The organism is Arthrobacter ginsengisoli, assembly GCF_031456935.1.
GTDB classification, from domain to species: domain Bacteria; phylum Actinomycetota; class Actinomycetes; order Actinomycetales; family Micrococcaceae; genus Arthrobacter; species Arthrobacter ginsengisoli.
The window spans coordinates 1-14,139 of sequence record NZ_JAVDVQ010000026.1; the positions used below are offsets into that span (position 1 = coordinate 1).

Annotated in this window: 11 protein-coding genes, 1 tRNA gene and 1 other RNA gene; 6 read left to right on the top strand and 7 right to left on the bottom strand. The window is 66.8% G+C overall.

Features of this window, described 5'->3' with window-relative positions:
* Positions 1 to 175: 175 nt before the first annotated feature.
* Positions 176 to 814 (top strand): TetR/AcrR family transcriptional regulator, encoded by a 639-nt coding sequence (locus J2X01_RS19125; RefSeq protein ID WP_310061192.1) that lies wholly within the window; start codon positions 176 to 178, stop codon positions 812 to 814.
* Between the two features lie 40 nt (positions 815 to 854).
* On the opposite strand, the gene J2X01_RS19130 is transcribed toward J2X01_RS19125, so the two are convergent.
* Both J2X01_RS19130 and J2X01_RS19135 read right to left on the bottom strand, forming a co-directional pair.
* Positions 855 to 1,535 (bottom strand): LytR C-terminal domain-containing protein, encoded by a 681-nt coding sequence (locus J2X01_RS19130; protein ID WP_310061195.1) that lies wholly within the window; start codon positions 1,533 to 1,535, stop codon positions 855 to 857.
* Positions 1,528 to 1,827 (bottom strand): type II toxin-antitoxin system VapB family antitoxin, encoded by a 300-nt coding sequence (locus tag J2X01_RS19135; protein WP_310061301.1) that lies wholly within the window; start codon positions 1,825 to 1,827, stop codon positions 1,528 to 1,530. Before J2X01_RS19135 ends, J2X01_RS19130 begins: the two co-directional genes overlap by 8 nt.
* A 176-nt stretch (positions 1,828 to 2,003) precedes the next feature.
* On the opposite strand from J2X01_RS19135, the gene J2X01_RS19140 reads away from it, so the two are divergent.
* Positions 2,004 to 2,918 carry a Cof-type HAD-IIB family hydrolase gene (locus J2X01_RS19140; RefSeq protein WP_310061199.1) on the top strand — a complete coding sequence of 305 codons (915 nt, stop codon included), beginning with the start codon at positions 2,004 to 2,006 and terminating at the stop codon, positions 2,916 to 2,918.
* Positions 2,919 to 3,050: 132 nt separating this feature from the next.
* Entirely contained in the window at positions 3,051 to 4,685 is a 1,635-nt protein-coding gene (locus tag J2X01_RS19145) for a stealth family protein (RefSeq protein WP_310061203.1), read from the top strand.
* Between the two features lie 90 nt (positions 4,686 to 4,775).
* On the opposite strand, the gene J2X01_RS19150 is transcribed toward J2X01_RS19145, so the two are convergent.
* The 4 genes from J2X01_RS19150 to J2X01_RS19165 all read right to left on the bottom strand — a co-directional run bounded on the left by J2X01_RS19150 (position 4,776) and on the right by J2X01_RS19165 (position 9,344).
* Positions 4,776 to 5,717 (bottom strand): phosphodiesterase, encoded by a 942-nt coding sequence (locus J2X01_RS19150; protein ID WP_310061206.1) that lies wholly within the window; start codon positions 5,715 to 5,717, stop codon positions 4,776 to 4,778.
* 195 nt (positions 5,718 to 5,912) lie between these two features.
* Positions 5,913 to 7,124 carry a formaldehyde dehydrogenase, glutathione-independent gene (gene fdhA / locus J2X01_RS19155; RefSeq protein ID WP_310061211.1) on the bottom strand — a complete coding sequence of 404 codons (1,212 nt, stop codon included), beginning with the start codon at positions 7,122 to 7,124 and terminating at the stop codon, positions 5,913 to 5,915.
* Positions 7,125 to 7,330: 206 nt separating this feature from the next.
* On the bottom strand, positions 7,331 to 7,816 hold the full coding sequence (locus J2X01_RS19160; RefSeq protein ID WP_310061213.1) for a glutathione peroxidase: 486 nt from the start codon (positions 7,814 to 7,816) through the stop codon (positions 7,331 to 7,333).
* 109 nt (positions 7,817 to 7,925) lie between these two features.
* Positions 7,926 to 9,344 (bottom strand): M23 family metallopeptidase, encoded by a 1,419-nt coding sequence (locus J2X01_RS19165; RefSeq protein ID WP_310061215.1) that lies wholly within the window; start codon positions 9,342 to 9,344, stop codon positions 7,926 to 7,928.
* 320 nt (positions 9,345 to 9,664) lie between these two features.
* Here J2X01_RS19165 and J2X01_RS19170 point away from each other — a divergent pair, with 320 nt between their 5' ends.
* A complete protein-coding gene (locus J2X01_RS19170) occupies positions 9,665 to 10,681 on the top strand; it encodes an oxygenase MpaB family protein (RefSeq protein ID WP_310061217.1) in 1,017 nt (338 codons plus the stop codon).
* On the opposite strand, the gene J2X01_RS19175 is transcribed toward J2X01_RS19170, so the two are convergent.
* Positions 10,663 to 10,747, bottom strand: a tRNA-Ser gene (locus J2X01_RS19175). The genes J2X01_RS19170 and J2X01_RS19175 overlap by 19 nt on opposite strands.
* A gap of 226 nt (positions 10,748 to 10,973) precedes the next feature.
* On the opposite strand from J2X01_RS19175, the gene ffs reads away from it, so the two are divergent.
* Together ffs and J2X01_RS19185 are read left to right on the top strand one after the other, a co-directional pair.
* Positions 10,974 to 11,070: signal recognition particle sRNA small type (ffs, locus tag J2X01_RS19180), an RNA gene on the top strand.
* Between the two features lie 27 nt (positions 11,071 to 11,097).
* Positions 11,098 to 14,106, top strand: a complete 3,009-nt coding sequence (locus J2X01_RS19185; protein ID WP_310061219.1) for a DNA polymerase III subunit gamma and tau — start codon at positions 11,098 to 11,100, stop codon at positions 14,104 to 14,106.
* Positions 14,107 to 14,139: the final 33 nt, after the last annotated feature.

Sequence of the window (14,139 nt, forward strand, 5' to 3'; positions counted from 1 at the left end):
CTGAAAGAACCATAGAGACACGGCGTTGACAGGCGACCACGGCACCATTTTCAGCCCGGAACGGGCGTCCGACAAGGACATATTGGCTAGCGCCGGAACTGTCACCTTTTTTGTAATTCCGCCACCTGCCGCGTGATCAACCGGATTTGCTGACAGATCACGCTAAAGTGTCTGTATGCCTAGGATTTCGGCCGCGAGCAACGCCGCCCAACGAGCCGAGACCCAGCAGCGCATCCTGACTGCTTTCGGCGAGCTCCTGTTCACGCACGGGCTGCCCGGCTTGACCATGACCGACGTCGCACGCCACGCCCGGATCGGCCGGACCGCTGTCTACAACTACTATGCGGACATCGAAGAGCTTCTGATCGCCTATGCCCTCGAAGAGACCGAGCGTTTCCTGCTCGATCTGAGGGGATCCCTGGACTCGCTGGAGAACCCGGTGGACCGGCTGGCGCTGTATGTACGGGCCCAGGTCGAGGACCTCAGCCGGCGGCACCTGCCGCCCGGTCCTGCGATGGGCGCTGTGCTCTCCCCGGCGTCGTTCGCGAAGCTGGCGGACCACGTGGGCGAGCTCAGCGTTCTGCTGCAGGGCATCCTGCGGGACGGCATCGCCCAGGGCTATTTGCCGGAGGCGGACATCACCCAGCTTGCGCAGCTGATCCACGGAACGCTGTCCTCCAGTGCCGCCCGCGGTGACGGCGCCGGCCAGGACTCCGAGGCAGAGGCGCGGCTGGCCCGCACCGTCCGTTTCGTCCAGCTCGGTGCGGGGGCGCGGTTCGACGACGACGGCCGCTCGCTCCGCCTGGACTCCTGATCACCTGATTTAGGGCCTGTGGCGGTGCCGGCGGATGTGGTTAACTGCCGGGCGTGGGCAGAACCGTCGGCGTCACCGGCCACGCCGATTCGTCCACAATCCGCCGGTCCTCGCGCGGACAGCTAAGTTGGCCCGGCGTCTGGTCGACCAGTTCCGCCTTTGCCAGTTCCTTGAACTCCCCGGTCAGGATGACATCCACGCTCGCGTCCGTCCGGCCATCCTGAAAATAGTCCGAGCCCGGCACGTTGCGCTGCACACTGAATGCCGCGGACTGGCCCGCCGCCCCGGAGACAACCAACGCAACCCCGCGGTAGCTCGACGTCGTGTTGGCCACAGCCCCGACAATGAACTTGCGGGCCGTGAACTCGTCGGCCACGGATCGGGCCAGGCCCGGACGGGACGTTGAATTGAAGACGTTGAGGTTGATCGTCTCCGGCGGCGCGTAGTCATGCAGCGCCTCCGGGCAGACGGACACGACAGCCTGGCTGCGCTCGGCCGTCGGAATCTTGATCTGGCCGTTCATAATGGCCACTGCCACCACAATGGCCGCGGCAATCATGCCTACCAGCAGCACCAGGACGATGCCGTGCAGGATCCGGCGCCGCTTCCTGACGGGATTGTGGTGCTCTTCGTCATCATCAACGAAAGTGGCCCGCAAGTCAGAGCCGGAAATGACGTGGTGCCCGTGCAGGACGGTAATGTCCTTCGGCTTCCTAGCCATTGATCACAAGGACGCGTGCGTGGATCGCGGTGCGCTGATGCAGCGCGGTACGGACGGCGCGGTGCAGCCCGTCCTCCAGGTACAGGACGCCGCGGTACTCCACGACGTGCGGAAACAGGTCGCCGAAGAAGGTCGAGTCCTCCGCCAGCAATGCTTCAAGGTCCAGCGTGCGTTTGGTGGTCACCAGCTCGTCCAGCCGGACCGGGCGCGGCGGCAGCGTCGCCCAATCCCTGGGCGTGCTGTAACCATGGTCGGGGTACGGGCGTCCCTCGCCCACGGCTTTGAATATCACCATGTAAGCCTATGGAACTTGAAAGGCCAAAGGAATGCACGACGCCCGAAGCCGGGAGGTTGTAGCCAAACGGTAACCATTTGTCACCATCCGCACCGCCTGTCACGACCGACACCGTGCACCAGACGCGATCCACTTCCCATGCAAAGTTGCGTGCCGGCTGGGAGAATAGGGGCATGACAACTCCCGAGACCCCAGCCTCCCCCTCGCCGTCGACTCCTCCGCTGGCACTGCTGCTCGACGTCGACGGTCCCGTGGCGAGTCCCGTCACCCGGACCGTGCAGCCGGCGATCATCGCTGACATGCTGGCCCTGGCGGCGGCGGGGATCCCGGTCATCTTCAACACCGGCCGTTCGGCGGCGTTCATCCGCGAACAGGTCATGGATCCGATGATCGCTGCCGGGATGCCGGCCGGCACGCTCATCCACGCCATCTGCGAGAAGGGCGCCGTCTGGTTCAGCTACACGTCCACCGGTGCCGGCGCAGTCCACGTCGATCACGAACTTGCCATCCCGCGGGCTTTCGGCGACGACGTCCGGCGGCTTGTGGCCGAGGACTATGCCAGGCACATGTTCTTCGATGAAACCAAACTGGCGATGGTCTCCGTGGAGCAACACATCGATGTCGCGAACTCCGATTACCGGGACGAGCAGGAGCTGTTCGACACCGATGCCATCGGGCTGATGGCCCGTCACGGCCTCGGAGTTGTCCGCCTGGAGCACCACGCTCCGGACTCCGATGACCAGATAGACTACCGGGTGGATCCGACCATCATCTCGACTGATATCGAGTCGGTCCGGCTGGGTAAGGATCTCGGCGCGAGCCGGGCCGTGGAGCTGCTGGCGGCCCAGGGAATCACGCCGCTGGCCTGGCGCACGGTGGGCGACTCCCGCACGGACTACGCCATGGCCGACTGGCTGCACCACAACGACCACCCGGTGAAACACGTCGATGTCCGGCCCGCGGACGGGGTTCCGGTGAAACCGTACGAGGTGCTCACCGCCGCGGATCTGGGGCTGGGTGCCGAGGTCATCCACGACGACGCCGGGGCGGCCTTCCTGCACCGGTGGCGCTCGGCCCTCATCGGTTGAACCGGGGGGCTGAGGTCAGCTGGTCCGAGGTCCGGATCCGGAATTCTGGGACCACGACGGCGGGCTCTCGCGGCCCACACCGGCGGCGTTTCGGCCGCGGAATTTCGGGGCGATTTTGGGGCGGGCGTTATCATGCAAGTAGGGACACATTCACGCAAAGAATCACGGAGAATCGACATTACAGAAGCATTGGTCCAGGACGAGATCTACTACGGCAGCCAGGCGTCCGTAGACGCCCATGACGAGGTCACTTCCGCAGCTGCCGTGGCGCGGTTCCGGTCCCGCCAGGACGTTGTGCGCCGGCGCAGCCGGTACGGGCTCATCAATGAGAACCGTACGCCCTACCAGGCCATGGTCGAGGATTTGATGTTCCTCCGATCGGTGCTCGATGGTGCGGGCCTCGACTACCTGCTGGTCCGCGGCAACAACCACCGGCCGGTCATCGCCGTGGATTGGAAGGACCGGAAAGGACTCCGCGACGCCCTCGTGGCGGCCTGCCGCGATGAGCCCTTCTACTCGATGAGCGTGGACGCCAAGAAGAAGTCCTCGGTGCTGGTGGCCGACGGCGAGCTCTCCCCCAACCGGCAGTCCCGGATCTTCAGGCTGTACCGCCCCAGGGTGGAGCCGGAAGGCGGCTTTGAGTTCGGCGCCTCGGCCGGGGTGCAGCTGGAATTGTGGAGTTTCGAAGGCGACCAGCTGATCCTGCCGATCGAAAACTCCCTGACGCGCCGGACGCTGCTGGCCCAGGACGCCGTCCGCGGCACGGTGGAGCGTTACGGCCACACCTGGCCCACGATCGAGAACATGTTCGCGGATCACGCCAGTGATATCAGCTTCGATATCGACCTCGTGTTCTCTTGGGTGGACGGCAGCTCCCCGGAGTACATCGCGGCGCGTCAAGCACGGATGGCCGGCGTTGTGGTCGGTGAAGGCGACGACCATGAAGCCCGTTTCCGCCAGATCGACGAACTCAAGTACGCGCTGCGATCGGTCTATATGTTCGCCCCCTGGATCCGGCGGATCTTTATCGCCACGGACTCTCCCGCTCCCGCCTGGCTGGCTGAGCATCCCACCGTGACGATTGTGCGCAGCGAGGAGTTCTTCGCGGACGCCTCCGTGCTGCCCACGCACAACTCGCAAGCGGTGGAGTGCCAGCTTCACCACATCGAAGGCCTGTCCGAGCACTTCCTGTACTCGAACGACGATATGTTCTTCGGTCGCGCCGTCGGGCCGGACATGTTCTTTACGCCCGGCGGGATAACGAAGTTCATCGAAGCGGAAACCCGGATCGGGCTCGGGGACAACGACGCGGAACGCAGCGGCTTCGAGAACGCCGCCCGGGTGAACCGGAAGCTGCTCTGGGACCGCTTTGGCCGGATCACCACCCGGCACCTGGAACACACGGCTGCGCCGCTGAGGCGTAGCGTTGTGGCCACGATGGAGCAGGAGTTCCCAGCGGAATTCGCCAAGACGGCGGCGAGCACCTTCCGCGCGGCCGACAACATTTCGGTGACGAACTCGTTCTACCACTACTACGCGCTGCTGACCGGCCGGGCTGTCACCCAGACGGCGGCGAAGGTACGCTACGTGGACACCACGGCCAGGGCAGGCCTCAACTACCTGCCCAAGCTGCTCGCCAAGCGGAACATGGACTTCTTCTGCCTCAATGACGGCAGCTTCCCCGAGGTCGCGGCGGAGGAACGCGCCGCGCTCGTGACCGACTTCCTGGAGAAGTACTACCCCATCAAGGCCCCCTGGGAGAAGTAGGGTCCCCCGCTCCCCCTTCGGTGTCCGCGCCGGCGCGACCGGTTTCTGGCCACCGGCCATGTCACGGCTGTGCCGGCCCGGGCAATGGTCCTAGTTGCTGGCGGACAGCCGACGGCGGTCGGGAACATTGGCCGGGTCCTCGGGCCGCGCCCTGCTCGGGATGCGGATCCCCGCCGCCGAGATCCGGCGCTGGGTCTCCTCGGCCGAGACGAGCTCGCCGACGGCCGGCGTGTCTCCGAGCAGGACAACCGAGTGCACGATCGTGTGTTCGTAGACGTGGACGAGGTTGAACGCCTGGCCGCCGTCACGCCCGCGGGTCCCGCCAACGGGAACGTTGAGATCCTGCGTGTAGCAGGTGGCCGAGGCCACGGAGACAGGGATCCCGGCGAAGGTCGCCGTCGTCGAATAGTGCAGGTGACCGCCCAAAATGGTCCGGACATCGGAGTTCCGCAGGACCCCGGCCAGGGCCGCCTGATCGCGCAGCTCGACCAGGACGGCAAGGTCCAGGACCGAAGGAACCGGCGGATGGTGCAGGGCCAGGATTGTTCCGTCCGGGGCGGGGGTGGAGAGTTCGGCCTCGAGCCACTCCAACTGCTCCGGGCTCACCTCGCCATGGTGGTAACCGGGGACGGAAGTGTCGAGAGTGATGATCCGGAGCCCGTTGATGTAGTAGCTGTGATCGACGGGGTCGTCGTCGGCCGGCAGGTCAAGAAGGCCGGTGCGGAAGTGGGCCCGGTTGTCGTGGTTTCCCATCGCCCAGATGACTTTCGCACCCATGGCCTTGCAGGCGGGGTCTACGATGGCCCGGAGTTTTGCGTACGCCTCGGGCTCGCCCTGGTCAGCGAGGTCGCCAGTGAAAATCACGGCTTCGGGCCGCGCTCCGGAAGCGCGCACTTCGTCAAAGAGTTGCTGGAGCAGGGCGTCGCAGTCGACCACACCATGCAATGGTGCCGAACCGCCCAACAGGTGGGGGTCACTCAGATGGAGTAGAAAATGACGTGGCCGGGGGTGCTCGGCCTCCATGAGCTCCATTGCTACCTTCCTGGTTGGGCGGGGGCGGTTGCCCCCGGCGTCCCTCTCAGTAATATCTATCCAACCAGACATTCGGCCAACAATGTGCAAACACCAGTAGGCATGTTCGAAAAGAGGCAACAACGAGTATGCCGGTGGACACATACCTGTTCCGGTATGTGTCCACCGGGCCGTGCTTACTCAGGTACCGCGCGGCTAGCTCAGGTAGCCGTTGGGGTTCAGCACGTACTTCGTGGCCGCTCCGGCGTCAAACTCTGCGTAACCCTTGGGCGCGTCCTCCAGCGAGATCGCCTTCGCATTGACGTTCTTCGCGATATGGACCTTGTCATGCAGGATCGCCATCATCAACTGGCGGTTGTACTTCATGACCGGACATTGCCCGGTGGTGAAGCTCAGCGACTTGGCCCAGCCCGTGCCGAGACTGATCGAGAGCGCACCCTTCTTGGCGGCCTCGTCCACCCCGCCTGGATCCCCCGTGACGTAGAGTCCCGGGATACCCAGCGCGCCGCCGGCAGCAGTGACTTCCATCAGTGAGTTGAGCACCGTCGCCGGAGCTTCCTTGGCATCGTGGCCGTGCCCCCGGGCCTCGAAGCCGACGGCATCGACGCCGCAGTCGACATCCGGAACGCCCAACAGCTGTTCGATCTGCTCGGCGGGCCCGCCCTGGGTCAGATCGACGGTTTCACAGCCGAAGCTGCGCGCCTGCGCGAGTCGGTCGGCGTTCAGGTCGCCCACAATCACGACGGCGGCACCCAGCAACTGAGCGCTGGTGGCCGCAGCGAGTCCGACCGGACCGGCGCCCGCGATGTAGACCGTGGAGCCGACTCCGACACCGGAGGTGACGGCGCCGTGGAATCCGGTGGGGAAGATGTCCGACAGCATCGTCAGGTCCATCATCTTCTCGAGGGCCTGGTCCTTGTCCGGGAACTTCAACAGGTTCCAGTCCGCGTACGGAACCAGGACGTAGTTGGCCTGTCCACCGACCCAGCCCCCCATGTCCACGTACCCGTAAGCGCTGCCCGGACGGTCAGGGTTGACGTTCAGGCAGATGCCGGTCTTGCGCTCCTTGCAGTTGCGGCAGCGGCCGCAGGCGATGTTGAAGGGGACCGAGCAGATGTCCCCCACCTTGATGAATTCAACGTCGGGTCCCACTTCCACGACTTCGCCGGTGATTTCGTGGCCGAGGACCAGGTCCGAGGGGGCCGTGGTCCGGCCCCGGACCATGTGCTGGTCGGATCCGCAAATGTTGGTGGCAACGGTTTTGAGAATGACGCCATGGCGCACCGAACGGCCCACATTGGCGGGATTGACCCCCGGGCCGTCTTTGAGTTCGAAGCTGGGGTAGTCAATGTCGATCAATTCGACCTTGCCCGGACCCTTGTAGGCAACGGCTTTGTTCCCTGTCATCACTTTCCTCCTGGTTTCACGGAACCCAATATGAGTGTCCAGTTGTGATTCACGAAGCGTGCTGAAGCACCGTCCCCCGGGCCTGTGGCGCAGGCGTGTCTGTAACGCGGGGTTGCCCGGTTTACTTGGAAGGTCCGGCCAGTCTAGGACGGTAAGCATGCTTAGGGATAGGGGCCGTTGTCCCCTTGTGGTCTGAAAGCCGACTCTCAGCTAAGGGCGGCCTCGACGGCCTCGATAACCTCCGGGGAATCGGGTTCCACTGTCGGGGCGAATCGGGCCACCACTTCGCCGTCGCGGTTGACCAGGAACTTCTCGAAGTTCCACTTCACCAGTCCCGGCAGGAAGCCGTTCCTGAATTTGGTGAGCTCGGCATAGAGCGGGTGCTGGTTCTTCCCTCGGACGTCGGTTTTGGCGGCAAGCGGGAAGGTCACGCCGAAGTTGCGTTCGCAGAATGCGGCGATCTCGGCGTCGGCCGCGGGTTCCTGGCCCGCAAACTGGTTGCAGGGGACGCCGAGCACCTGGAAGCCCCGGTCCCGGAACTTGTTATGCAGCGCTTCGAGTCCTGCGTACTGCGGCGTGAAGCCGCACTGCGACGCGACGTTCACCACCAGCACCACCTGGCCCTTAAAACAGCCAAAGTCGGTGTCTGTGCCGTCGATGAGGGTGAGCGGAATGCTGTGGAGAGCGGTCATGGATGGTTCCTCGCGAAGTTGGTCCTGAAGATCGTGTCCGGAAAGGTGTCCCGGAACTGGTCACGATAGTCATTCGATACCAACGAGCGCGGGTATGGGTTTGTGCCCGCTACGGGCCGGGCGTCAGCGACGGGTCCGCGGTCGCTGACGGCGCAGTGGACCCGGTGGGCGCAGCCGGCTCCGGTTCCACAGTGGGCACCGGTGCAGGAGCCGGCGGCGGGGCGGGTGCCGGCGCTGCCGGGGGCGGCACAGGTGCCGGCGCTGCCGGGGGCGGAGGCGGAGGCAGGACTGGTTCCACCACCGGCGGGGGCGGTGGCGGCGCGGGTGGCGCAGGCACCACGACGGGCGGCGATATAGCCGGCACTCCGGTGGGTTCCAGCGAAGGCGGAGGGGCCGGCGCCGGCTCCACGACCGGCGGGGCCGGCGGCAACAGCGGCGGGCTGGGCTCCGGCGACAGCGTAGGTGTCGGCGTTGGTGTCGGCGTTGGCGTTGGCGTTGGTGTTGGCGTCGGCGTCGGCGTCGGCGCTTCTGGTGGTGGGGGCACCGAGGTGCCGGGCTCCGCGGGGGGCGGAGTGTCGGTGGGGTCGGAAGTGCCGCCCGGCGTCGTGGTCCCGCCCGGTGTGGAGGTCCCGCCCGGTGTGGAGGTCCCGCCCGGAGAACCGGTCGTCGGCTGGCTGGGCTCGGGCGTGGGTGCATCCGGCGACGGTGTGGCCACGACAGTTGTGGAGTCCGGTGTTCCCGGCGGCGCTGCGACCGGCGCTTCCTGGTCACCGCCAGCCACTTCGTGCGTCCTGTCATCGGACACCGGGATAGCCCAGCCGACGGCGGTGTTGGAGGGATTGCCGGCGTCGGGCGCGTAGCTGGTCATGTCGATGGTGCCCAGCTGGTCCTTCTGCGTGATCGGAAGAAGGATCCAGTCGTGCGGATTCTTGTGGGAGCCGTTCAGGATGGTCTCGAAATGCAGGTGGCAGCCGGTGGAGGATCCGGTCGTGCCCACCCGGGCAATGACCTCGCCGACCCGCACCGAGTCACCCTTCTTGACGGCGATTGCCTCAAGGTGGTTGTAGGTAGTGATGAGCCCGTTGCCGTGGTCGATCTCCACGCGGTTTCCGCCACCCCACGGATGCCAGCCGACTGCCCGCACAACCCCGGCATCGGCGGAGTAGACACGGGTACCGCATGCCGCGGCATAGTCCTGGCCCCAGTGGAATTCGCCTGATGACCCCGTGATGGGGCTGGTCCGCAAACCAAAGGAAGAGGACTCCCGAAGGGATTCCAGTGGGGCCATGAGGAAGCCTTCCGCGGGCCGCTGCATTCCGGCAGATGCCACATTGAGCTCCCCGGGGACGCCGTCCTTTGAGGTCGTCTCGACTGTTGACCGGTTGTAGGCGACCAGCGCCAAGGCGTCCGCAGTGAAAGCCGCCGTGGCCACCGCCTCCGGGCTTGAATCGGCGGAGGTGTCCGCGGTGCCCGGAGTCAAAATGCCCGGCCCCACAACGCCGGACGCCAGCGACGGGGAACGCCCCACAGCGGCGCCGCCCGACAGGCCTTGGACCCCAAAGGTCAGGACCGCCAGAGAGAGGCAAAAGCCGCCCGATAAACAGCGCACGGCAATGATCCGTGCTCTGATTGCCTGCTCACTCGATGAGTTTCCCCAGTGTTTTCCCACGATGTGACTCCCGCATTCTGTCCGCCAGTCCCCAGAATTGCGGACTCACGTTCTTATGTGACCACACTCGGGTTGCCGTGGGAACGGTAAAAACTACTCCTTTCCGACTCAGTGGAGGCCCAGTAGCACTAAGTACCGGCCCAAGTACTAGGCGCGGCAGTCGTGGGCGAGAATGGAGTATGCGCAACCTCCTCAGGGAATGGCAGGCGGAAATCAAGCAGACGTTCACCGGGACCCGCGAGGCCGTGCCGGACTGGGTCCCGCGCCTGGCGGACGGCACCGATTGTGGCTACCACCTGCCGGGATCGGCCGTCTGGGCCGTCCATGGGGATATGCCGACCATCGTGGCGGGCATTCGGGCCCTGCTCATGCAGGCGCTCCATCCCGGCGCGCTGGCCGGCGTGCACGATCACTCCCGCTTTCGCGAGGATCCTCTGGGCCGGCTTGCCGGAACTATCCGCTGGATTTTCACGGTTTCCTACGGTTCAACCGCCGCGGCCCGCGCTGGCTCCGACTGGGTGCTCAGGCTGCATGAATCCGTGCGCGGGGACTATATAGACGGGCACGGTGTTGCGCGGCACTATGCGGCGAACGATCCGGAGCTGCTCCGCTGGGTGCACATCGCCTTCACTGACGCTTTCCTTTCCGCACACAAGATCTGGGGCAGGCCCATCCCGGGCGGTCCTGATGCCTACGTGCGCGAATGGGCGCAGGCCGGCGAACTGATGGGGGTGGAATCCCCGCCGCTCAGCGAGGAGGAAATGCGCCGGCAGATGGATCATTGGTACGACGCCGGGGAGCTTCGATCCGACCAAAGGGTCGCCGAAACGGTGGCATTCATCCGCAATCCGCCACTTCATCCCGCCCTCAGGCCGGGGTACCGCGTGCTGTTCGCGGCGGCGGTTGCGACGCTCGAGCCCAAATACCGTGAGCTGCTGGGCCTCCGGATCCCCCGCATTGGTCCTTTCCCGCTGCCGGTGCGACTGGCCACGAAGGTGACCCTCGGCGTCGTCCACCTTGCCCTGGGGCGCGTGGGCCCAAGCGAACAGGCCGCGCGGGACCGGCTGCGCAGGCTGGGCCACCGGGCCCAAGAGCCGATGGGCACCCCCGGATTTTTCCACCGCCCAGGGTTCCCGGGACGCAAAAAGGCCCCGGTCCAGTGGACCGGGGCCAAACGCGGAGAATGGGGGATTTGAACCCCCGAGGGCGTTAACCCAACACGCGTTCCAGGCGTGCGCCATAGGCCGCTAGGCGAATTCTCCAGTAGCTTCTGAATCAAAAGCAGATACTAGACTACCTGAACTTCCCGGCATCGCCCAATTGGCCCTTCAGACCCGTCGCCACGGGACATGCCCCGCCCTGACCGCGGGCACCGCACACTGTCCCAATCTGCCCACTCCGGGGCGTCGAAAATGGGCATGTCCGGCAGGAATTCCCGGGCCGCCGCCGCCCGATTCGGGGCACACCCAAACGTCGGGTAAACTTGCTGACGGCCCCTCATGTGGCGTCATCCTGTTGAACTCCCCCAGGACCGGAAGGTAGCAAGGGTAAATGGGCTCTGGCGGGTGCATGAGGGGTCTTTTATGTCTGTGCCGATTGGTAGGGTTTAGCTGTGACTGTTACTACCGCTCTATACCGTAGATACCGCCCTGATTCGTTCGCGGACGTTATCGGGCAGGAGCACGTCACCGAGCCGCTCATGACGGCCCTGCGCAAGAACCGCGTCAACCACGCCTACCTTTTCTCAGGTCCCCGCGGCTGCGGAAAAACCACCTCTGCCCGCATACTGGCCCGCTGCCTGAACTGCGCCGAGGGCCCCACGGACACCCCCTGCGGCAAGTGCCCCAGCTGCATCGAACTCGCCCGCGGCGGCTCCGGATCGCTCGACGTGATCGAGATCGACGCCGCCAGCCACGGCGGCGTCGACGATGCCCGCGATCTGCGTGAGCGGGCCACCTACGCCCCGGTCCGCGACCGCTACAAGATCTTCATCATCGACGAGGCCCACATGGTCACGTCCGCCGGCTTCAACGCGCTGCTCAAGATTGTCGAAGAGCCGCCGGAACACATCAAGTTCATCTTCGCCACGACGGAGCCGGACAAGGTCATCGGCACCATCCGCTCCCGCACGCACCATTACCCGTTCCGGCTCGTGCCGCCGGAACCCCTGATGGCGTACCTTGAGCTGCTCTGCACGCAGGAAAACGTTCCCGTGGCGCCCGGCGTGCTCTCGCTCGTTATCCGCGCCGGCGGCGGCTCGGTCCGCGACTCTCTGTCTGTTCTGGACCAGCTCATGGCCGGTGCCGGACCCGCGGGCCTGGACTACGAACTCGCCGTCGCCCTGCTGGGCTACACGCACGCTTCACTGCTCGACGACGTCGTGGAGGCCGTGGCAGCGTCTGACGCCGCGACTGTTTTCCGCGCAGTGGACCGTGTTATCCAGACCGGGCACGACCCCCGTCGCTTCGTCGAGGACCTGCTGGAGCGCTTCCGGGACCTCATCATCGTCCAGGCCATGCCGGCGAGTGCCCAGGCGATTCTGCGCGGCATGCCCGCGGACCAGATCGCGCGCCTGCAGAACCAGGCCCACAACCTGGGCGCGGCCGAGCTTTCCCGGGCGGCTGACGTGACCAACACCGCGCTGACCGAGATGACCGGGGCGACCTCGCCGCGCCTGCATCTCGAATTGCTGTGCGCACGCATCCTGCTCCCTTCCGCCGAGCAGACCGAGCGTGGCATTGCCGCCCGGATTGACCGGGTCGAGCGCCGCCTGAATTACGCCGGGAACGACGTCGGGGCTCCGGCCGCGGCACCGCCCGCTCCGCCAGCTGCGGTTCCCGCGCAGGCCGGTCCCGCGCCGGATGCCCCCGCACCGGCGACTGGAATTCCTGCCGCCGCAGCTCCCGTCGCTGCGGCTGCGCCGGCATCCCCCGCAGCCGCCGGGGCGGCCGCGGCACCTGCGCGCGGTCCCGGGGAGGTCCGGGAAACCCTCACCGCGCCGCGCGTCAGCACCGGGGACTGGCCGGTCGATGAGTCCGCCGCCGTCAACCGGGCTGCCGCCGGCAGGCCCCCGGAGCCCCGGGTATCGGTGCCGACACAGCCGCCGCCGGCAAGCGCTGCGCCGTCCGTCCCTGTCCCCTCCGGCCAAGCTCCGTCAGGCCAGGCCGCGTCCGCTCCTGTCCAGGCCCGGCCGGCATCCGCTCCTGCTGCCGCGGCGCCTGTCGCGGCGCCCGTCGCCGGACCCGGGCCCGACGTCGAGGTCCTCCGCCGCGCCTGGCCGGAGATCCTCCAGACGCTGAGCAAAATCAAGCGGAGCACGTGGGCCCTCGTCGAACCGAATGCCCAGGTGGGCCACTTCGAAGACCATGTCCTGACACTCGCCTTCGCCACCTCCGGGCTGGCGGGCGCTTTCGGCCGGGCGGATCACTCCGAGAACCTGCGGCAGGCGATCCACAAGACGATCGGCATCGAATGCCAGATCAACGCGGTGGCCAGCGGGAGCAACAGCGCAGCGAGCTCTGAGCCAAACCCAAAAGTACCCGTTAGCCGGGACGTCCCAGCCACCTCCGTCGACGCCGACTGGGGCCTGGCGCCGGCCGCCGCCCAGACCGAACCAGCCCAGACCGAACCAGCGCAGACCGCTCCGGCCCGGGTGACCGTTCCCGTTACGCCGGCGGCTCCCGTCGAGGCGCCAGTGACGCCGGCTCCTTCCCCGGTTCCGGCACCCGCTGCCGCCGGCGCGCCCGGCAACCCGGCAGCCGCGGCCTCAAACGAACAGGACAGTTCGGCGGAGTCCGCCGGATCCTACGCCGACGATGACTGGGGTCCGCCCCGCGACGAGGACGCTCCGCCGCTGGACGAAGAACCTCCCATGGACTGGGACCCCGCTGCCCCCACGGCGGTTCGGGCACCCCAGCCGGCCGCCGCGTCCGCCCGCACGAAAGCTGCCGCTCCGGCGCGTTCCATCGCCGCCGCCACAACGGCCCCGGCCGAAGCTCCCGCGGAGCCGGGAACCGCCAACGACCCGTGGGCCCGTGCCATCGAGCAGGCCCCCGGGATCTGGGCCCTCGGCACGGATTCCAACGTCGGGGGCCCCACGCGGGAAGAGCCCGGGATCCCCGACCCCGCGCCTGAGCCAGAACCGGTGCACTACGAACCTGCGGCGGCCCAGATCCCGCAGTACGCCGCAGCAGTGTCGGCTTCGGCCGCGTATGAGCCTGCCGCCTCCCCGTCAACCAGTTGGGGAGACTCCGCGGATCTGGTGACCGTTGGCGCCGCATCCCGTCCGGTCGGCGCCAACGCTGCGCCGATGGCAGCGCCCGCTCCCCCGGCAGCCTCGCCGGCCGCGGACCCCGTATCCCCGGCTGCTTCCACGGCGACGGGCCGGCAAAGCCTCTACCAGCGGCTGTCCAACAGCCCGGAAGCTGAAGCTGGACGTGCCCAAGCCCCGGCCCGGGCAACGGCCGTCACCACTGCCTTCGTGCAGGACATCCCCAGCGCCGACGACGAGACCATCGAGGAGTCCGGCGTGTTCGGCCGCGCCGCCGTCGAACGTATCCTCGGCGGAAAGCTGGTCGAGGAGCGGTCGCTGGACGGCAGCCCGCTGCCGCCGCGCTCCTAGCCGCCCCGCCGGCGCCGCCGCCCGTCACCACCC

Excerpts from the sequence above, each read along its gene's own strand:
- J2X01_RS19125 (WP_310061192.1), top strand. The coding sequence starts at position 176 with ATGCCTAGGATTTCGGCCGCGAGCAACGCCGCCCAACGAGCCGAGACC.
- J2X01_RS19130 (WP_310061195.1), bottom strand. The coding sequence starts at position 1,535 with ATGGCTAGGAAGCCGAAGGACATTACCGTCCTGCACGGGCACCACGTC.
- J2X01_RS19140 (WP_310061199.1), top strand. The coding sequence starts at position 2,004 with ATGACAACTCCCGAGACCCCAGCCTCCCCCTCGCCGTCGACTCCTCCG.
- J2X01_RS19145 (WP_310061203.1), top strand. The coding sequence starts at position 3,051 with ATGCAAGTAGGGACACATTCACGCAAAGAATCACGGAGAATCGACATT.
- J2X01_RS19150 (WP_310061206.1), bottom strand. The coding sequence starts at position 5,717 with ATGGAGCTCATGGAGGCCGAGCACCCCCGGCCACGTCATTTTCTACTC.
- fdhA (WP_310061211.1), bottom strand. The coding sequence starts at position 7,124 with ATGACAGGGAACAAAGCCGTTGCCTACAAGGGTCCGGGCAAGGTCGAA.
- J2X01_RS19160 (WP_310061213.1), bottom strand. The coding sequence starts at position 7,816 with ATGACCGCTCTCCACAGCATTCCGCTCACCCTCATCGACGGCACAGAC.
- J2X01_RS19170 (WP_310061217.1), top strand. The coding sequence starts at position 9,665 with ATGCGCAACCTCCTCAGGGAATGGCAGGCGGAAATCAAGCAGACGTTC.